General features: G+C 68.5%; 15 protein-coding genes and 4 pseudogenes. 9 read left to right on the top strand and 10 right to left on the bottom strand.

The window, feature by feature from the left end; translation table 11 throughout:
• Both AC0699_RS24440 and AC0699_RS24435 read left to right on the top strand, forming a co-directional pair.
• Positions 1-538, top strand: a pseudogene (locus tag AC0699_RS24440) (transposase family protein); the annotation flags it as partial.
• 115 nt (positions 539-653) lie between these two features.
• The gene (locus tag AC0699_RS24435; protein ID WP_478663860.1) at positions 654-1,115 is read left to right on the top strand and encodes a hypothetical protein; all 462 of its coding nucleotides are present in this window, start codon (positions 654-656) and stop codon (positions 1,113-1,115) included.
• A gap of 426 nt (positions 1,116-1,541) precedes the next feature.
• Here AC0699_RS24435 and AC0699_RS24430 read toward each other — a convergent pair whose 3' ends face one another.
• Positions 1,542-2,627: a DUF5937 family protein gene (locus AC0699_RS24430; protein ID WP_478663857.1), complete on the bottom strand. Its 1,086-nt coding sequence runs from the start codon at positions 2,625-2,627 to the stop codon at positions 1,542-1,544.
• Positions 2,628-2,726: 99 nt separating this feature from the next.
• Here AC0699_RS24430 and AC0699_RS24425 point away from each other — a divergent pair, with 99 nt between their 5' ends.
• Positions 2,727-4,001, top strand: a complete 1,275-nt coding sequence (locus tag AC0699_RS24425) for an MFS transporter (protein ID WP_478663855.1) — start codon at positions 2,727-2,729, stop codon at positions 3,999-4,001.
• Here the strand turns inward: AC0699_RS24425 and AC0699_RS24420 are convergent.
• Positions 3,932-4,159 (bottom strand): annotated as a pseudogene (locus AC0699_RS24420) (site-specific integrase); the annotation flags it as partial. The gene AC0699_RS24425 and the pseudogene AC0699_RS24420 overlap by 70 nt on opposite strands.
• Positions 4,160-4,261: 102 nt before the next feature.
• Positions 4,262-4,891: an MFS transporter gene (locus tag AC0699_RS24415; protein ID WP_478663852.1), complete on the bottom strand. Its 630-nt coding sequence runs from the start codon at positions 4,889-4,891 to the stop codon at positions 4,262-4,264.
• Positions 4,892-5,260: 369 nt separating this feature from the next.
• On the opposite strand from AC0699_RS24415, the gene AC0699_RS24410 reads away from it, so the two are divergent.
• Positions 5,261-5,857 (top strand): HD domain-containing protein, encoded by a 597-nt coding sequence (locus AC0699_RS24410; RefSeq protein ID WP_478663850.1) that lies wholly within the window; start codon positions 5,261-5,263, stop codon positions 5,855-5,857.
• 690 nt (positions 5,858-6,547) lie between these two features.
• Here the strand turns inward: AC0699_RS24410 and AC0699_RS24405 are convergent.
• A pseudogene (locus AC0699_RS24405) lies at positions 6,548-7,174 on the bottom strand (IS5 family transposase); the annotation flags it as partial.
• 209 nt (positions 7,175-7,383) lie between these two features.
• Between AC0699_RS24405 and AC0699_RS24400 the strand changes: the two are divergent.
• From AC0699_RS24400 to AC0699_RS24390, 3 genes are all read left to right on the top strand, one after another.
• On the top strand, positions 7,384-7,977 hold the full coding sequence (locus AC0699_RS24400; RefSeq protein WP_478663847.1) for a DinB family protein: 594 nt from the start codon (positions 7,384-7,386) through the stop codon (positions 7,975-7,977).
• A gap of 326 nt (positions 7,978-8,303) precedes the next feature.
• A complete protein-coding gene (locus tag AC0699_RS24395) occupies positions 8,304-8,879 on the top strand; it encodes an AMIN-like domain-containing (lipo)protein (protein WP_478663844.1) in 576 nt (191 codons plus the stop codon).
• A 935-nt stretch (positions 8,880-9,814) separates the two neighbouring features.
• On the top strand, positions 9,815-10,951 hold the full coding sequence (locus AC0699_RS24390) for a serpin family protein (RefSeq protein WP_478663841.1): 1,137 nt from the start codon (positions 9,815-9,817) through the stop codon (positions 10,949-10,951).
• A 336-nt stretch (positions 10,952-11,287) separates the two neighbouring features.
• On the opposite strand, the gene AC0699_RS24385 is transcribed toward AC0699_RS24390, so the two are convergent.
• The 4 genes from AC0699_RS24385 to AC0699_RS24370 all read right to left on the bottom strand — a co-directional run bounded on the left by AC0699_RS24385 (position 11,288) and on the right by AC0699_RS24370 (position 14,761).
• On the bottom strand, positions 11,288-11,833 hold the full coding sequence (locus AC0699_RS24385) for a hypothetical protein (protein WP_478663838.1): 546 nt from the start codon (positions 11,831-11,833) through the stop codon (positions 11,288-11,290).
• 257 nt (positions 11,834-12,090) lie between these two features.
• Positions 12,091-12,315 (bottom strand): hypothetical protein, encoded by a 225-nt coding sequence (locus AC0699_RS24380; protein ID WP_478663836.1) that lies wholly within the window; start codon positions 12,313-12,315, stop codon positions 12,091-12,093.
• Between the two features lie 63 nt (positions 12,316-12,378).
• Positions 12,379-14,526: a hypothetical protein gene (locus AC0699_RS24375; RefSeq protein ID WP_478663832.1), complete on the bottom strand. Its 2,148-nt coding sequence runs from the start codon at positions 14,524-14,526 to the stop codon at positions 12,379-12,381.
• Between the two features lie 16 nt (positions 14,527-14,542).
• Positions 14,543-14,761 carry a hypothetical protein gene (locus tag AC0699_RS24370; RefSeq protein WP_478663829.1) on the bottom strand — a complete coding sequence of 73 codons (219 nt, stop codon included), beginning with the start codon at positions 14,759-14,761 and terminating at the stop codon, positions 14,543-14,545.
• Positions 14,762-15,690: 929 nt separating this feature from the next.
• On the opposite strand from AC0699_RS24370, the gene AC0699_RS24365 reads away from it, so the two are divergent.
• A complete protein-coding gene (locus AC0699_RS24365; protein ID WP_478663826.1) occupies positions 15,691-16,569 on the top strand; it encodes an Ig-like domain-containing protein in 879 nt (292 codons plus the stop codon).
• Between the two features lie 190 nt (positions 16,570-16,759).
• Here the strand turns inward: AC0699_RS24365 and AC0699_RS24360 are convergent, their stop codons facing one another.
• Positions 16,760-16,933, bottom strand: coding sequence for a hypothetical protein (locus tag AC0699_RS24360; protein ID WP_478663823.1), 174 nt, complete (start codon positions 16,931-16,933; stop codon positions 16,760-16,762).
• Positions 16,934-17,165: 232 nt separating this feature from the next.
• On the opposite strand from AC0699_RS24360, the pseudogene AC0699_RS24355 reads away from it, so the two are divergent.
• Positions 17,166-17,545, top strand: a pseudogene (locus AC0699_RS24355) (IS982 family transposase); the annotation flags it as partial.
• Between the two features lie 18 nt (positions 17,546-17,563).
• On the opposite strand, the gene AC0699_RS24350 reads toward AC0699_RS24355, so the two are convergent.
• Complete coding sequence (locus AC0699_RS24350; protein ID WP_478663821.1) at positions 17,564-18,046, bottom strand: hypothetical protein; 483 nt, start codon at positions 18,044-18,046, stop codon at positions 17,564-17,566.
• Positions 18,047-18,228 lie beyond the last annotated feature (182 nt).

Here is an 18,228-nt window from a genome sequence, read left to right as displayed (position 1 = left end):
TCTTCTCCTCCCCCCCCCCCCCCCCCCCCCCCCCCCCCCCTCGCCCGCCCCCCCCCCCCCCCCCCCCCCCCCCCCCCCCCCCCCCCCCCTGGGCCCGACACGTTCCCCGCGTCTCTTCACACCCACAAAGACGCCGGGGCTACGAGCAGGTCGCCATCGCCGGATGCTCGGACTGGACCATCCGTAACCGAGTCAAGCACTGGGCCGCTCCGGGACTGGCCCAGCAACTGCAGCGCATCGCGTTGGCTGCCTACGACAAAGCGATCGGCTTGGACCTCTCCGAGTTGTCCGTGGACGGCTGTCACACCGAAGCCCCATGCAAAGGCGACAAGGCCGGGCCTTCCCCGGTCGACGCGCCAAGCAGGGCCTCCAGCGTTCGACCCTGGCCGACAGCGGCGGGATACCGATCGGCCTGGTTTCAGCCGGCGCCGACCGGCACGACTCCGTCCTGCTCGGACCGGCCATCGACGCAGCGAGGCGCCGGGCCGGGAACCTCCCCGCCGACGCCACCGTGCATCTCCACAGCCACACCGACGGTTGGGCACGCGTGCTCGCGGTGATGGACGACCCCAGCATCCGGCCTCCGTGATCAAGGGCGTTAGGCTGCCCGTCGGCTGCATGCGCGGCGCGAGGAAAGCGGGGGACGGGACGCAATGGGACTGAGACGGATCATCACCACTGTTGTGGCCTTGGGTGCCGGGGTCTATTTGCTCGGCGGCAGCCTGATGCGGCTGGAGACCCAACTGACGGGGACGCCCGGCCACTTCCGGGCCGAGCACTGCGAGATCTATGAATCCCGCCGTGACGACGACGGTGTGACGTGCTCCGGATCCTTCGAGGCCGAGGACGGTTCCTTCCGGATCGCACAGGTGGAGGTCGACACCACCTTCGACGAAGAGCCGACGGAGCCGGTGGCCGTCACAGTTGACGGACCCTCGGCGACCACGGCGGTCGAGAGCCAGAACGACGTCTGGCTCATACCGGGCGGCACGGGTCTGCTCTGCCTGCTCGTCGGGGCATGGAACGTCACCCAGGCCGTGCGTTCGCGTGTTTCCCGGTCGTCCGGGACGACTGACGCCGCGACGGCGGACAAGCCCGCCCCGAGCCCGTCGTAGCCCTGGGCTGCCGCCACTCCAGCCGGATGCCCTGAAGGAGGCGCCCGTGGAGCATGCGGCGGGTGCCGGGAATCGGGAGCCGGGCCCTCGTACGAGTGGGGTGGTACCGCTGCCGATGATGCGGCGGGCCCTGGCCGAAGATGGGCAAGGCGTTGACCACCCGCGGGGGCGCAGCCCTGCGGGTGGTGTCTGCGTCCGCGTCGCGACAAAGACGCGACCGACCAGGAGTGACAGGCCGCCCTGGTCCGCACGGCCGGACAGGATGACCCCGGGGCACGGCCAGGAGGAACGTCCGCCGGTGCAGCCAGTGCGCTGCCCGGCCGGCCGAGGGCAGCAGGCGGTCGCGCCGGTTCTGCTCGGCTGCCTGCCGAGTCGGACGATGCTGCGAAGGCGGCGGTCGCCCGCGTTCCGGCAGACCGAGGCTACTCAGCGCAGTACGGCCGCCAGCAGGTCGGTCCCCAGCGCCGTCAGAGCGGGCACAGTGAGGGAGTGACGGACGTAACGACCGTGTCGCCGGGCCGTGAGCAGGCCCGCGCGGCGCAGGACAGCGAGGTGGCGGGAAACCTCCGGGGGCGAAAGTTCCCAGGCGTGGGCCAGCTCACCGGTGGTGTGCGGGCCGCGGGCCAGGGTGCGCAGCAGCCGCAGCCGTACCGGATGTGCGAGTGCCTCCAGGCGCAGTGTGACCGTTTCCAGCGATACCGGCTCTGATGGACTCGGCTCGGCCACGGGGTACTGCACCACCGGCTGCCACCCGGGCGCGTGGACCACCACCAGGTGCGGGCTGCCGAAGACACTGGGGATGAAGGTGACCCCGGTGCCGTGGGCCGCGGTCGCCTTGTCCTGCAGCTTGTCCACGACAATGCAGTCGCCGTCCGGTGCCAGGGTGACTGCGCCGGAGACCGATGCGAGTGCCGCCCCGATGCCCTGGCGCTTCAGCAGGTCGTTCTTCATACGCAGGTCGGTGGCGAGCTGCACGGCGACGCCTGTCCAGGTGGCGTCGAAGAAGGCCTCGGCGCACTGTTCGAGGGTGTGGCGCACCCGGGCCCGCACAGCGGCCGGGTCCGCGAGCAGCCGTTCCGCGAAGGCCTCTTGCCGCGCGCCGCGGGCCTGGGCCAGGTCCAGGGCCCGCTCGCGCGCAGTCGCGTCGGTGAGCGGCGACGGCGCGGCGAAGTGGACCCGGTTGCTGCCGCACGTGGTGACGAGCGCGGCGGTCACATACGTTTCGTCGTCGATCCGGTCCACGTCGTCCAACTCCTCGGCGAGGGTCGGCCGAGGTCGGGCGGGGAGCAGGAAGTCGGCTTGTGAGGAACGCCAGAGGAACTCCGCCTCCCGCAACCGCTCGGCCAGCTCCGGCAGCAGCCCGGCCCAGACATCCCCGGCCCAGCCGGCGAGCTGCGGATGATGCCCGGGTTCGGCCAGTACGTGCAGCATCGCGGTCAGCTCGGCCAGCGGGGAGGCGGCGAACCGCAGTCGCTCGGACGGCAGGCCGCTGATGTCGATCTTCAACGTCATCCCCTCAGCATCCCTGACCGGATGGCCGGCGACGGCGTCGGTTGACGGTGTCCGTCAACCGACGTGGCCGGCCCGACGGCCGTACGCACCGTTGACGCCATGGCAACCACCACCAAGATCCAGCCCCGCGCCCTCGTCCGTGCCTCCGGAGGCCCCCGCTATGCCGTCGCCCTGGCCGTGGACGCGCTCGGCACCGGCCTGCTGCGGCCCTTTCTGCTGCTCTACGGGGTGACGGTGTTGAAGCTGTCCGCGCCGGTCACCGGCATCGCCATGACGGGCGGCGTCGTCGTGGGTCTGGTGTGCATGCCCGCGGTGGGACGATGGCTGGACCGGGGCGCACGCAGCACGGTCGTGGCGGCATCGATGCTCGTGCGGGTGGCGGGCGTGGCGCTGCTGCTGGCCACCCCGGCTGGGCACGTCTGGCTGTTCGCGACGGCGGCGCTCTTCCTCGGCATCGGCAACCAGGCATGGCCGGCCGCCCACGCGGCTCTCGTGGCCACGGTCGCCCACGGCCGGGAACGCGACGCCGCTCTCGCGGCAGGCCGAGCCCTGCGCAACGCCGGCCTGGGCGTGGGTGCGCTGCTCGCCACCGTAGCCCTGGCGGGCGGCACCACCGCACTGCGGGCGCTGGCAGCCGTCACCGGGCTCGCCTATCTCGCCGCGGCGGCCCTGGCGTGGTCGATCCGCCTGCGCGCGCAAACGGCCGCTGCCCCGGCCAAGGACGGGGCCGACGGGCCCGCACCTCGGATGCGCGCGCTGCTGGCCGCCAACGTGGTCTACGTCTTCTGCCTCAACGTCCCCGAAATCGCGCTCCCTCTGATCCTGGTGACACAGTTGCACGCATCCCCGGTGTGGTCGGCGGCCATCTTCGTGGCCAATACGGTGCTGGTGGTCACCCTGCAGGTTCCGGTCACCGTCCTGATGTCCCGCTTCTCCCGGCGGACCGTGCTGGCTCTCGCCGGCGTGGTACTCGCCGCGTCCTACCTCGGCTTCCTCGCGGCCACCTCGCTGGGACACGGCTGGGGTGCCCCGGCCGTCGCCGCGGTGTCCGTGGTCTGCACCATCGGCGAAATCATCTATGCCGGCAGCGCCACCGCGCTCGTCACCGCCCTCGCTCCGGCCCATGTCCTGGGACGTGCCCTCGCCCGCTTCGAGCTGTCCACGGGCTTCGGCCTCGCCGTCTCCCCGGCGGTCATCACCGCTCTCGCACCCCGCGGCCCGGCCGCCCTCTGGGGCAGCCTCGCCGCTGCGACGCTCGTCTCTGCCTCCGCCGTTGCCCGAGAAGGATCAAGGAACGCGGCCCAGCGGTTGCTGCCGCCGGGCGGGAGCAGGCTCGTGAGCTCGGCAACCGCCTCTGGTGACGGTTCGAAGTAGCGACGGACGTTCTCCCGCTTCTCGTGTCGGGACTTCGCCATCACCACCAACAGGGACGCGCCCCGCACGCCGAGGGGGGTCAGCGAGGAGTGGCGGTACTCGTGCAGATCCCACCGGGTGCGGGGGAGTGCGGCCAGCTCGTCGGAGACCCCTCGTGCGAACCGGGCGCTGCATTCGCCGAACCACTCCATGCCAGGCGCAGGCGGGTGACCTGGCGCTCGCTGGGCAGGGATTCAGCCCCCTAAAGACCCCGCGGAAAACTAGGCGGCATCGAGCCGCTCTTCGTTTGGCCGACCATGTGTAGCGCAGGCCGTGTCTTGGCCCCTGGGACGGGTGCGCTCCGCCCACGCGGCCACCAGCCGGCCTGCCGCCCCCAGAGCCGCGAAGAACGCGCCGAGCAGCAGCCAGCCAGCGTGTCCGAGTCCAAGGACTGCTGCCGTGACGATCACCGGGGCCAGGGCCTGTCCGGCGTCGAAGCCGATGCCGAGGAGGCCCTGGTATTGCCCCTGGGCGTGGTCGGGGGCGAGACCGAAGCCGAGCGCGAAGCCGGCCGAGGACTCCCATACCTCTCCGAGACTGTGCACGCAGACGGCGGCTATGGCGAGCCCCGGCGCGATCCAGGCCGGAACGTCCGCGGTCAGGGCCATCAAGGGGCAACTGACCAAGAAGAGCAGCCCGGTGAGGCGGAACGCCCGGCCGCCCTGGCGCGGTGTTTCCACCCGGGAGCCGATCCTGCTTTGGAGCAGCACGCATACCCCGCTGTTGACCGCGTAGACCGCCGCCACGGTCCAGCGGGGCGCATCGGTGTGAGCGGAGAGCCAGATCGGCAGCAGCAGGGAGACGGTCTGGTACTGCAGGCCCATGGCGCCGTAGAGCGCGACGAAGGACACGAACTGCCGGTCGGCCAGAACGGCCCGGCCTTGGCTCGCTGTTGGCGCGGTGCCGCAGTAGGCGGCGAACGCGACTGCGGTGGCGAATGGCGCACGTCGACGACCCAGCCCAAGATCTCGGCCGCGGCCAGATGGGAGATCCCGGCCAGACGGGTCAGCCACCCCACACCCCCGTCAGCGCGCGGCCCACTCTGCCAACGCCCTTGCCGCCTCGCGTTCTTTGATGGTTTCCCCGCCGCCCATCCTCCCCCGGCTGTGAGGGAACGGACTCGGGAGTCCGGCAGAGGACGACATGGCTGCGTAGAAGCTGTGGTCCTGATGATTCTGTCAATTGCTGTGCATGCAGCCGGTGGTTGTTAGGGTCGCGAGATGGTGATTCCGAGCGTGGCCGAAGTCCGTGGGTTGCATGAGAGGTATGCGCCGTCTGCTGAGGCGTTTGATCTTGTGTTTACGCATTGCGAGATCGTTTGGGGTGTTGCCGAGCAGCTCATTGCCTCGTCGGGTTTGAATGTTGACGTTGAGTTGGTTCGGGCCGGCTGCTTGTTGCATGACATTGGCGTCTATCGCCTCTATCGCGCGGACGGAGAGCTGGATCAGCGGAATTATGTGCAGCATGGTCTTCTGGGGCACGAGATCCTCGCCGATGAGGACTTTCCTGAGGAGCTGTGCCGGTTCTGTTCCTGCCATACGGGGATGGGGCTGACGAAGCTTGATGTGGAGCGTCAGGGGCTGCCTCTGCCGCCGGCCGATTACCTGGCGGTGACGCAGGAGGAGAGGCTGGTGATGTATGCGGACAAGTTCCACAGCAAGACCACTCCGCCGAAGTTCGTCACCGCCGACTCCTACGCTGCGTATGTCAGCCGTTTCGGTGATGACAAGGTTGCTGCCTTCCACATGCTTCGGACCGTGTTCGGTGATCCCGACCTGAGCGTGCTGGCCGCGGCGCATCAGCACGTACTTGCCTGAGGGGTCTCGGCCGCACGACTGGCTGTCGACGTCTGGCCTACTCGGGCGATGCCCCGCGGCCAGGACTGTCCGCGGGGGCGCAGTCGACCCGCTGTCTTCCGCCCCTCCTGGGCGGGCGGGATGTCAGAGCTTTTGCATCTCCCGAGGACTGCGACGCCGAACATGCCTTTGTTCGGGCCTGTCTTGGCGGCGAGCTCCTTGGGCATCGGCCCGGCGTCGCCGAGGCCATCGGTCCTGTCGCCGACAAGGCCCTGGAAGCCCTGATCAAAGCGATGAAGGCTTTCGGTGACCACATCGGCACGGGTCTGCCCAACGTTGTCCGCCGGACTCGAGGACCACAAGACCTACGACGCCGACATCCGGGAGCGGCTTCGCGCCCTCGCCAACAGGGGGATCACGGCAAGCCTGGCAAGCGCGGCAAGGGGCATGGCACGTACGGCCGAGGCAAAGGACACGCCGGCGGCAGCAATCCGCACCTGGCTTCGTGCATGTCCAGGGGCTGTCTCTTTGAGTAGCGGTGACAACTGTCGTGTCCGATGCTAGCCGCCGGGCGCAACCCCGCGCGCGGCTGCGTCCCAGGGACAGACAGAACTCAGGTCCCATGCCTGTTCAGTCGAGCATGTTCGCGGGTGTCGACGGTCATAGGGTCCTGGCCTGCGTGAAATCGGCGGTCATGAGCCTGCGGAGAAGAATGTTCCGGCGGCGCAGGTGGGATCTGATCGCTCGCGAGGAGTAGGCCCGGTCGGCGATCATCGTCGCGGGCCGCGTCCGCGGTCGCCCGGCCCCGGCCCGGGCAAGCGGATGGCGGCCTTCGCCGCCTCGAAGGCCGGTGCGCCTCCGGCCTGCCCGGCCGTGACCAGGACCGCCAGAGGGCGGGCCTGCCCGTCGCAGGCCAGATGAACCTTCGTGCTCAGCCTGCCACGGGACCGCCCGCGACCGTGATCGGCAGGTTCGGCCCGCTCGACAGCTCCCTTTCCGGGCACCAGCTGCCTGTTGATGGGCCCGGCAGACCGCGGAGTCGACCGAAGCGGTTCAGCTGATGTCATCCTCGGAGTCTGCTGCGCCCGGAACCTCTGCGAAGATCCGCTCCCAGGTGCGGTCGACCGCCCACCGCAGCAGACGCTTGTGCGCAGTCTTGAACGAGCCGGGCTCGTCGCGCTGGTCCCGCCACGGCGAACAGGTGCGGTACTTCCACGCGATGGCTTCCAGCGTGCGTCGATGGTCGGTCGGCCACCGCCGGCCATGAGGGGGATGGGCCGGCATCAACGGCTCGATCTGCGCCCACATCGCATCAGTGATCACTAATCGGACAGGCACATCCGATCAACCGACCAACCCATCAAAGAGACACGCTCCAGGAACACCGTTTGTCGATGGACTGCGAACGCAGTTGGTGATCAACCGGTCCGCGAACTTCGAAGCGAAACGACCGTACGTATCAGGTTCGCTCGTTGCGTTCAGATCTGGTTCGCCTCGAGCAATGGAAAGGCGGTGGACACAGATCACGTGCGCGGCAGACTGGCCCCATGACCGCATCAGATCCCAAGGCTGACCTTCACTTCTACCTGCAGTCCGCCCGCGATGCCCTGCTGTGGAAGCTCGAAGGCCTCTCGGAGTACGACATCCGCCGCCCGCTGACGCCGACCGGCACCAACCTCCTGGGCTTGGTCAAACACGCGGCCAGTGTGGAGCTGGGCTACCTCGGCGACACCTTCGGACGGCCGTCCGGCGAGCCGTTGCCCTGGCTCGAAGACGGTGCTGAGTCCAACGCGGACATGTGGGCCACTGCCGATGAGTCACGCGAGTACATCGTCGAGCTCTACCGCCGGGCGTGGGCGCACGCGGACGCGACGATCGACGCGCTGGCGCTGGAGACGACCGGAAAGGTGCCGTGGTGGCCCAGCGGAAGGGACGAGGTGACGTTGCATCATGCCGTGGTACGCGTGATTGCTGATACGCAACGGCACGCCGGACACGCCGACATCATCCGGGAACTCATAGACGGTGCCGTGGGGATGAACAAGGGCAACGACAGCATGGCCCCGGGCGACTCAGCATGGTGGGAGAACTATCGAAGCCGACTGGAGCGTGCAGCTGAGGAAGCCGACCGAGACGCGTAACTTCACAGGGTTGAGCTCGTGCCAGATCGTTTGAGAACGGGACGGCCCGCCGTCCGTCAGGGCGGCTGGCCGTCGAGGCAGTCAGCGGCAGCGTCGGCCGGTCCTGGCGGGCTCCTCGGCTCGTGCCCGGGTGCCGGCGAGGGTCCTGCGACGTATTCGGCTGCACCGTCCTCGTCGGATCGGTGCGTGGCTTGATGGGTCTACCTCCGTGCCTTCACGACATTCTTGGTGGTGTCGGTGGCTGAAAGCCGGGAATAGTGCACCTCTCGCGCTGCCCGTCCGTCTTGCTGCGTGTAGCTGTACGTCGTCAATGTCGGGAGTAGGTCATGAAACGGTTGTGGGCAACGGGCGCGGCGCTCGTGCTGGCGGGAGCGGGGCTGGTGAGCGCGGTGGGGACGGCCGGCGCTGCACAGCAGCGGGTGGAGTCGGCGGCGTCGCCCACCGTGTGCTCGACCGCCTGGGGGAGTGGCGTCAAGTCGGCCACGGACGTGGACGCGAAGCCGCTGAGGAACGTCACCACGAGTCAGAGCACGTGCTACGACCGCATGGTCTTCGACGTCAGTGGGGCCACGGGCAGGCTCGGCTACCACGTCGGCTATGTCGACGCCTTCCACCAGGACGGCTCCGGCGACCCCATCCCGGTCCGTGGGGGCGCCATTCTCCAGATCTACATCTCCGCACCCAGCTACCACCCGGCAACGCTCCACCAGACGTACGCAGGGCGGGCCGGGAGGCCGCTGCCGCGCGTGGACGTCACCGGATACAAGGCGTTCAAGGACACCAAGTTCGGTGCGAGCTTCGAGGGACAGACGCAGGTCGGGCTCGGTGTTCGGGCCAGGCTGCCGTTCCGGGTGCTCCAGTCCGGCGACAAACTGATCGTGGATGTGGCCCACAGGTGGTGACCCAGGCCGGCTGACGCCACGGTCCAGGGTGCGACGCGTGACCGACCGACGGTCGGGGCCGGGGCGTGTCCCGAGTCCACGGGCCGCGGCGACTTGGCGCATCCAGCAGCATCTTCCCCCTCCGCATGTCGTGGCCCGCCGTCATGCCGCAGCCCGTGGTTGCGCCGCTGCCAGCAGGTCAGCACAGTCTTGGTGGCAACCCGTCGTGGGCCACGATCCGGCACAGGAAGCGAACGTCGTCTCCCCGGCGAGGGGAGGCACGCGGAAGACTCCCGGAACCATCTCCCCAGCCTCTCGGAGAATCGCAGCACACGACTGGTTCTGTTCGTCCGGAACCTGTGTTGCGCCGGCGCGTTGCAGGGGAGTCGGCCCTGGCGGCCGGCCGGCAGCAGGGGACCCCGGGAGCGAGCGTCCTGGGGTCCCTTTGCGTCCCTGGTGTGTCCGGCCGGTTCAACGGCCACCCGCTGTCATGGGGTAGCCCTCGACCGCCCTCGCCGCGACACATTCCGTCGGCTGCACGCCCCTGTGCCGGCGCCAGTACGCGCTCACCGGCGAGCTGCTGACGCATCCGCACTGGCGGCTCAGGCCGGGCCGCCCGGCGGCCTACCGGCCCGGACTGCGCCGACAAGGCCGCTCCGTGTAGGGGCGCCGGCGGCGCGCCCTTCGCGCTCCGCGGCCTGCCCGGTCCTCCTCTACGCCCAGCGCCTGTTCGTCATCGCCGTCATCTGGCTGGGCTGACCGGTCCCGGTGTCATTTGGCGACCGGTCCGCGGACGTGCACGGCGCAGGCTGTGCCTCGCAGGCACAGCACTAAGGTCTGTTGCGAAGCACGGTTCGAATGGGGGGCGAATGCGAGTAACGAATCCGAACATTCAGGCAGTTGACCAGACGGTCGACGCGGTCAACGGACTGACGGCACGGTGGGTGGAGACTGCCGTGAGCGACACGGTTCTCTCCGCCGCCGGCGTGTGGCCGCTGCTCGCCTTCCTTGCCGACGGCGCGAGCGGCTCGACGCGAGACCAGTTGACGGAGGTTGTCGGACTGCCCGCAGAGCGTGCTGCACACGCAGCACGCCAGTTCCTCGTCGCACTTGACGGGCTACGCGGAGTGGATGCGGCGCTGGGCCTGTGGACCAGCCGGAAGCTGAAGGTACGCAACGAATGGGCCGCGGGGCTGCCGCCACATGCCCACCGAAACCTGACCGGGTGGCTCAGGTCTGATCAGAGGGCGCTCAACGCATGGGCGGCCGAGCGGACCGGCGGGCAGATCAATCAGTTGCCGGTCGACCTGAGCAAGGACACCGAGTTGGTGCTGGCGAGCGCGCTCGTCCTGGAGACGGAGTGGATACGCCCCTTCACTGCCGACTTCGCCCGCCCCCGATCGGGCCCGTGGAAAGACCGGGAACTGGCCGGACTGCAGCGCACCACCTCACTGCTCGACCGCGTCGGCGTGGCGGACACCCCCGCCGGGCAGATCACCGACCTCAGAGTGGTGGGCACTGCCGGCATGGACGTGCATCTGCTCCTCGGTGAGGCGGGCATGTCCGCAGGCCAGGTACTGAGCGCGGGCGTCAACATCCTCGCCGGGCGGCACCAGGTCGTGCCGGGCGACCAACTCCCGTACGGAGCGGCTGGACCTGGCGTGACCGTGTGCGAGGTGCGCCACTTCCGCCCCGCCCCGCCGAAGCTCCATGTCAACACCGTTGCCTTCGACCTCTTTGCCGAACACGACCTGACGGACCGTGCCGACCTCTTCGGACTGCGCTCTGCGACCGACCGGTCCGCAGGGCACTTTCCCGGCATCAGCGATCGGCCGACGGCGATCGGCTCCGCCAGACAGGCTGCGACCGCGGCCTTCACCGACAAGGGCTTCAAAGCCGCAGTGGTGACCGCACTGGAGGCGGCGGCAGGCAGCGCCCGGCTTCCTGAGGAGAAGTACGTCACCACCGAGGTGTACGCGACCTTCGATCGCCCCTTCGGCTTCCTCGCCGTGCACCGCCTTTCACGTCTCGTCCTGGCTGCCGGCTGGGTCACCGATCCGCAGCCGTACTGTGAGCAGAGACTGTCCTGGTAACCGGAAATCAGCCCCGAGCCTTGTACGGATCACGGGCACTTGATGGCCGCACCTTCACGGAGCCTCACCACAGCCGCAGCCCAGCGATCACCCGACCGGGCAGAACAGTCGAACAGGAGAAACGAAGCAGCTGTTCATGCCTGGTCCTGCACCGCGCGGGCCCTCGCGAACAACGACGCTCCCGTTGTTGAATCCGTCGCCTTCCCACGCCATGCGCATCACGTTCGGTGACCCGGGCTTGAGGGCGCTCGCCGCCAGGCATCAGCACGCCCTGGCCCAGGACGTTTCCCTTTCTGGTCAGCACGCTGATCCCGGGAGACAGCCCAATCTCGTCGTTCAAGGCCGCCAGCGGGGTGCCTCGTCGTCCGGGTCGTCCGGGCTCGCGAAGTGGAAAGGGACGGAGAGATGGGCAGCGAGGGCTCTGCCGGCTCTGTCGGCCGCGGCCGCTGACGGGTGGAGCCGGCCGAGGTCCTCGTCACCGAGGTGCCGCACGGCCGTGCCCCAGTAGATGGTGGCCAGCGGATACTCGCCCACGGGATCAGCGGTGACGGCCAGCAGGTTCACGAACCAGTCGTGGACGGTGTCGCCGTCCCAGACGGCCTCGATCGCCATGACGCGACCGGGGGCGCCGGCAGCACGAGCGGCCAGGGACTCCAGGTCGAGCGGGCTGTCGGGTGTGCGGGCGATCCTGTCGCCGTGGTGGAGGTAACGGTCGTGGACAGCAAGTTGGGCGTCGTTGAGACCCAGACCGCAGGCACGGCCAGCTTCGAAAACGATGCGGATCGCTTGGAACCGGGCGTCCTGAAGGACGTAGCCGTCGACCTGTTCGCGGATGCCGCTCGGCAGCAACTCCCACCATTCGGCCGCGGTGATGTCCGTCATCCGGTTCTTCCTGTCTTCCGTGCGGCCCTTACGACAGAGCCCGCCGAACACAACTGTACGTACAGCCTTACACCTGTCAGTACGTGCGGGCCGGAACGAGACTCCGGCCCGAAAGCGGCAGTTGGTTCCGACAGGTGGGCCTTCATGACGCACCACGTCGTGGCAACGCCGACCGGTGACACGTACGTGCTGTCCGGGGCACGGCGCGACCGCGCGGAGGGCGTGGCCTCGACGGACCCGGCCGAGCAGAACTTCGGCTACCAGATGATCACCCAGTACGCCCCCGACGGAACGCCCACCGCCACCGCCCCGTTCGGGCAGCCGCGACCGGACGGCACCCCGTCGGCGGTGGCGGAGGGAGAGGACCTGAACCTCACGGTCCTCCCGGACGAGGCCTCGGGTCCGGCCACCGGCTCCACGCCGTCCTCGACCACCTTCTGGAGTTGTCGGGCGAGCCCGCCGCCCGCGACGAGTACCCTCAAGGCGGCGAGCCTCACCACGAGTTTCCCGCGCCATGCGCTACCTGCACACACGCGCGGCCCGCCTCACTCCTTGGCGGCGTTGAGCATGTCCCGCACCCGCGTGATCTCCCACGGGGCGTTCTCCACGGGCCAGCTCGCGCTCAGCTCCTCAAGCATGGCGCGATGGTCCTCGATGACCTCTTCCCACATGAGCCCCCATGCCGCAGCGGCCTGAACCTCTACCTCAGGGCAGCGCGTCGCCCGGACGAGCGCCTCCACGGAGTTGGTCCCCGGAGACTCGTCCAGCAGTTTCAGTGCCCTGACGCGGTCATTCAACGGCACGTTCTCGTCGCAGGCGACATTCCCGAGCGCCTCGACGAGCCGTAGGTCAGCCTCCTCCGCGTCCTTGAACACGGCTTCTACCGCATCGAGAGCCCGCTCGCGAACGTGATCGCTCGCTGCGGACTCCATGACCTCGGCCAGCAGGGACGGCTCTTCCGCTGCCACGACGTCCAGGGCCGACAGCGCGGTGAGGTGCTTGGCCTCGGGCCCGTACGTGGGGCTGAGCTCGGCCGGTGAGGGAGGCTGCCGCAGCACCTCCCGGATGCGATCGAGGACGCGTGCCCGCTCCGGTTCACGTGCTTCCTCGCCGCCGCGCTTCACGGCGCCGTCGGGACTCCACCAGTGGTCGAGGGCGATGCCCACGGCCGCCTGGTCGTCGCTTTCGAGCAGCGTGCGAAGCGCCTGGTGATACGACTCGTCCACTGTGGGCGCCCTCAGCCTCTTGTGGGCGCGGTACAGGTCCGGGTCCGCCAGCCGGTGTCCTTCCCAGTGGACGCTGTGCGGCTTGCCGAAGATCAGCTCAATGGGGTCCTCGCCCCAGGGATGCTGGGGAGGCCGGTCGTCCCAGCTCTCGGCGACCTCCTCCAGGATGGCACGGTGCCGGTCCAGGCCTCCCGTCCTGACCAGGAAATAGGACGCGTGGGCCTGCACCTTCGGCTCACCCTCGCGGAGCGCCCGGAGGAGAATGGCGTCCGCGTCCGCGCCGAGGCTGTTGGCCAGGACGCGGATCGCCGTCTCCTTCGTGATGTAGAAGCCGACGGACGGGTCGAAGATCAGGTCGCCCAGGGCGGCGACGAGCCTCTCGTCCTTCACCTCGGCCTCGTCGAGCACGCCATAGGCCATCCATATGGCCTCCTTGCGCACCGCGTCCGAGTCCGTGCGCGTGAGAACGTCCAGCAGGAGGTCGGCGTCGCCGGGCTCGGCGTGCCGCGCCCCGATCATGTTCAGGGCGCTCACCTCGGCGGGAGACATCGGCCGCCGGAGCACCTCACGAGCGCGGGCCAGCACCTCGGGCAGGTAGGCCTCGGCACGTTCCTCGTCCTCCAGGACCCGACGCAGCCCCTCCGAGGACTCGTAATGGTCGAGCGCGATGCCCACGGCGCCCGGTTCCTCGCTGCGGAGCAGGGTGGTGAATGCTTGCAGGCATCCCTCGTCGCTGAGCGGGAACCTCAGCTCGTCATGGGCCTTCCGGAGTACCGGATCGTCCAGTTCGGTGTCTTTCCAGTAGGTGCTGTGGAAGCCCGCGAGCGCTTCGCGACGAATGTACTCGGCCTCCTGACCCGCGTCCTCCGGCCAGGACTCCGCGAGCCGCCTGATGCGGTCGCGGTGGACGCGGAGCCGCAGGGGTGTCGCGAGACAACCCGCCGCGTACACCTGGAGTGCCAGTTCGGACGACTCACTGAGACGGACGATGAGGTCTTCGATCTCCGGGAGATCGAGATCGTCCAGGGCGTGCATGGCGTCCTTGCGATCCCGCACATCGAGGCCCTCGTCCAGCACCATGACGGCGATCAGCGCCAGCAGCCGCCGGTTCGGCTCCTCGCCTGCCGCGAGGGCGGTGCCGGCCGCGAGAAGCGCCATCTCCCGCACCTCGGCGTCCGGGGCGCCTTCGAGGGCCTCGGCGATCAAGTCCGCGTCCTCCTCCTCGGCGAGATGCAACATCACGGCGAGAGCGCTCGCGTGGCTGCGGCCGGCCGGAGGTTGCCCGAGGAGGTCTCGGGCGGCGAAGCGCACCTCGTTGGCCAGCGGCCAGTAGCGGTTGTCCACACCCCACCTGGTGTCCGCCTGTGCCGACTGGTAATCGTCCAGAGCCCCGCGGACGACGTCGATGTCGTCGCTCTCGAGCCGGGCGCTGAACTCGCCGAGGCGGGACTTCTCGTCGTCGCTCACGAGACCTCCTGCGTGATCATCTCTTCAGACTGGCTGAGCCGCCCGAGCCGTGTCTCGCATTTTCCGAGCGGATGGATTCCACCGACTCGCCGGCGGCCTTGCGGCGCAGGACGGTGTGGATCCTGCCGTCGGTGACGACGGTGGGACGGCCGCCGTGCTTGCCCTTGCGGGCGTCGGCGTCCAGGCCCTCCAAGGTGGCCTCGCGGATGGTGCGGTCGTGAGGGTGTTCTCGCACTCGGCAGGACCCCTGCGAAGGTGGAGACCAGAACGAGGACAACCCCGACCGCAGCGGCACCACTGCCGCCAGCACTGCCGAAACCCAGGCGAGCCCTACGGTGGATCACGAGCCGCTGCGAGAATCTTCGTCCGGAAGAGGCCGTCGGATTGAAGGAGTCCGGACGGTCTGCCCCGAACTGAACGCCGCAGTCGGCCATGTCCGAGCCTTCGGCTCGCTCATGCATGAGTGTCGTGGCGAAGCCCTTCACGGGTGGAATCGAGGACGTGTGACAACACGATCTACCTGCCCTGCGGCAATTCGCTGACGGACTCCTCCCCGACCGGGACGCGGTCGTCGCCGGCCTGTCGAGTACGTGGAGTTCCGGCCAGGTCGAAGGCCAGGTGACTCGGTCAAGCTCCTCAAGCGTGCTGGCTACGACCCGGGCCAAGCTCGAACTCCTGCGAACCCGCATTCTGCCGAGGAGCGGATTCAGCTGTTCAGATGGCGCAAGAACCTGTCGAATGCTGGTCCGCCGCCCACCAGCAGCAGCGGAGCGGTGAGGACTGCACCGATCCAGACAGCACACCGAAGCCCCAGTTGAGGAAATCCGCCTGTACGCACGGGATGAGTATGGCTCAGCAACCGAGCTTTCCTCAGATTTGCTCGTGAGCGACAGAACGGACCTGATCGTCACAAGATCAGCGACAGAGCCGGCGAACATGCTCAGCTCGTTGCGCCTGGCACTGGGCTCATCGGGTGCTCTCGGCTCGCGTTGGACGGATGTGGGGCAGGGGCGCCGTGCGGCGTTGGCAAGCTCGGGATGCCGCCTTCGTCACGAGGACCGTGTCGGCGCGTCAGGAAACGGAGAGATGACGATGTCAGAGCGTGTGACCAGGACAGTGCAGTGACAAGCCGCACGGGGCGCATGGGCCCTGACGGTGGCCCTGATGACAGGTCTGGCCCTGGGGTTGTTCCCCCCGACTGGGGCGGCACGGGCCGCGGCCCCGAGCTTCGCGCCCCACGTCGACTACCCCGCCGGGGGCGGGCCGGAGTGGGTGGCTGTGGGTGATCTGGATGGTGACGGGGACCTCGACCTGACCACCGCCAACACCGGTGCCTCGGTGTCGGTGTGGCTCAATACCACCGGTCCTGCTGCTCCGGTGATCACCACGCCTGTCGACGGCAGTACGCTGACCGACAGCACCGCGGCTTTCGCCGGGACTGGCGAGCCTGGGAGCACGGTGACGCTGACGGATGCGGGTAATCCGGTCTGTACCGCGACGGTGGACGCGGCCGGGAGCTGGTCCTGCACGCCGGCCACCGCTCTGACGGACGGTCAACACACCATCGCTCCCAGTGCCACCGACGCGGCAGGCAACACCACCCAGGGCCAGCCCATCACCATCACCATCGACACCACCCATCCCACCGCACCAGTGATCACGACACCCGCCGACGGCAGCACAATCCGGCGGTGCAGCAAGCACGGGCACGCGGCCGACAACCGGAGCGGAGGAGACGGCTGCGTGTTGGCATTCACTGGTACTGGTGGAGTCGGCGACACCATCACCGTCGCTGAAGGCCAGAGGCAGATCTGTTCGGCTGCCGTTGACGATGCTGGCAGCTGGAGATGCACGGGGCGAACGACGAGGACAAGTGGTAAGCACACCTTCATCGCCATCGCCACCAACCCGACAGGCGCCATCGCCCAGAGCGAACCAGTGACCGTGACCATCAAACGACCGCATCGTCCTCACGAGGAGCGGCCCCACAGGTCCCTCGAAACAACAGCCCCGGGTGTCCCGGCAAGGGGCATCCCGAAGTAACAAGCGGCTCTTCTGAGCGTGGACGGGCGGGACGCCGAGGAGTTCCTACGCCCGTCCACGCACGACGGCGGAGGGACGCCGCCGGGCGTGGACGACACCAGGTTGGGAACCGCAATCGGAGGACCTGCAGGACTAAGCACTCACCACCGAGTCGCCCACCCTCGCGGGTGGGCGACTCGAAGTCGCGTTGTCAGAGCAGCCGGTCGATCTGCCGCTCCTCGACCTGCTCTTCCCTGTTCGTCTTCTCGTCGCGAACGGTGTACTTCACCTGGGGTGACTGGCCCTGGACTCGCTGGATCTGGCCCGTGTGCTTTTGGTTGTCCTGCCCCTGGTACTGCACCCGATCGCCCTTGTTGTAGTCCATTGCTCTCTCCACTTCTCGAAGTTGACCTGCACGGACTGGCCGTCTGCCTGAGGCGCGGCTCACCCCGCCGCGTATCCGCTCTCAAACGCGGGTCGCGCAGTCAGAACACCGTGATTCGTGACCACCGGCCACCCGTGTAGGCCGAATGGGGTACGCGGTTCTTCTGCCGGTCGACGCAGCAACTGACCGCCAAGCATCGAGGAAGCTGCTGCTGAGGGTGTTGTTCTGCCACGGGTTCACCTCCGAGGCCAGGTGGCTCCGGCGTGCCCGGGCCCACCTGCGGCATCTCTTCCCGTACGTTCCGCAGCAAGCCGGATGCAACGAGCGGCTGCACAAGGCCGCCGACCTGCTCCGCCTGGTCACCCGGATCTTCGTTACCAGCACCTCGGCGTGAAGCGATGACGTACGGATCGTGGACTCCGCACCCGTGGAATGCGGCTGCTCCCGGCGGATCCCTGTTCACGCCGTTGCGGCAGGTCACCGAGTCGGTCAACGAGACCTTCAAGGGACAGCTCGACCTCGAACTGCATCGAGGACGCACACCTTGCGGCGTCATCGCCCGCGTCTTGCAGCCAGTACTCGCTGACCGCCGCAATCTGGCACACTCGCTGACCTCGTACGATCACTGACCTAATCCGGTATCCATGCACCGTTGATCCCGTAGGAAAGTGTCTCCCCCTTGTGGCGCACCGGGTGACCGACTGGAAGAGGGCGGCCGCCCAGTACCGGAGTTCGGCTCGCCTGCCAGTCACTGACCACCTGGCCAAGGTTCTTGCCGGACAGCCGGGACTTGCGGTGTTTGGCGACCAGGATCCCGCCTTGGTACTGGTGGGCCAGCACTTCAGTGATGTTCCATTTGCAGACGTCGAACCTGCGGACCTGATCAACATCGCGCAGCACCACCAGCCGGGGAACCGTTTCCCCGTTGTTGGTCACGACGAGCTCAACCTCAAGAACGAAGTAGTCGAACTGACCGAGCTCGCCAGGCTCGGGAGGCGGAACAGATCCCGCCTCTGATGTCACCTGCGACCGGACGCGCATAGGTTCCGGGCTCATCGCCAGAGCGCGTTCTCGGAGCTCGCTGTCAGCAGTCTCCGCGGCGAGTACGAGCATGGCGACAGGCTCGTCAGTGTTGATGGCCAAAGCGCGCCTGGCAACGGCAGCTGCGCTCGGCTCGCCCACGGCCGCCAAGCAGCTGTGTGACGGCGGCCGTGAAAAGCTCCCCATAGGCGGCCACTTACCGCCCCACTGACGGCCACGGAATTCCCCACGTACGGCCGGATATCTCCCCGCTC

Source organism: Streptomyces sp. NPDC043870 (genome assembly GCF_056435785.1).
This window is presented reverse-complemented; position numbering and strand designations above follow the sequence as displayed.

Excerpts from the sequence above, each read along its gene's own strand:
- AC0699_RS24350 (WP_478663821.1), bottom strand. The coding sequence starts at position 18,046 with ATGCTCGTACTCGCCGCGGAGACTGCTGACAGCGAGCTCCGAGAACGC.
- AC0699_RS24430 (WP_478663857.1), bottom strand. The coding sequence starts at position 2,627 with ATGACGTTGAAGATCGACATCAGCGGCCTGCCGTCCGAGCGACTGCGG.
- AC0699_RS24400 (WP_478663847.1), top strand. The coding sequence starts at position 7,384 with ATGACCGCATCAGATCCCAAGGCTGACCTTCACTTCTACCTGCAGTCC.
- AC0699_RS24360 (WP_478663823.1), bottom strand. The coding sequence starts at position 16,933 with ATGGACTACAACAAGGGCGATCGGGTGCAGTACCAGGGGCAGGACAAC.
- AC0699_RS24365 (WP_478663826.1), top strand. The coding sequence starts at position 15,691 with ATGACAGGTCTGGCCCTGGGGTTGTTCCCCCCGACTGGGGCGGCACGG.
- AC0699_RS24425 (WP_478663855.1), top strand. The coding sequence starts at position 2,727 with ATGGCAACCACCACCAAGATCCAGCCCCGCGCCCTCGTCCGTGCCTCC.
- AC0699_RS24395 (WP_478663844.1), top strand. The coding sequence starts at position 8,304 with ATGAAACGGTTGTGGGCAACGGGCGCGGCGCTCGTGCTGGCGGGAGCG.
- AC0699_RS24385 (WP_478663838.1), bottom strand. The coding sequence starts at position 11,833 with ATGACGGACATCACCGCGGCCGAATGGTGGGAGTTGCTGCCGAGCGGC.
- AC0699_RS24435 (WP_478663860.1), top strand. The coding sequence starts at position 654 with ATGGGACTGAGACGGATCATCACCACTGTTGTGGCCTTGGGTGCCGGG.
- AC0699_RS24410 (WP_478663850.1), top strand. The coding sequence starts at position 5,261 with ATGGTGATTCCGAGCGTGGCCGAAGTCCGTGGGTTGCATGAGAGGTAT.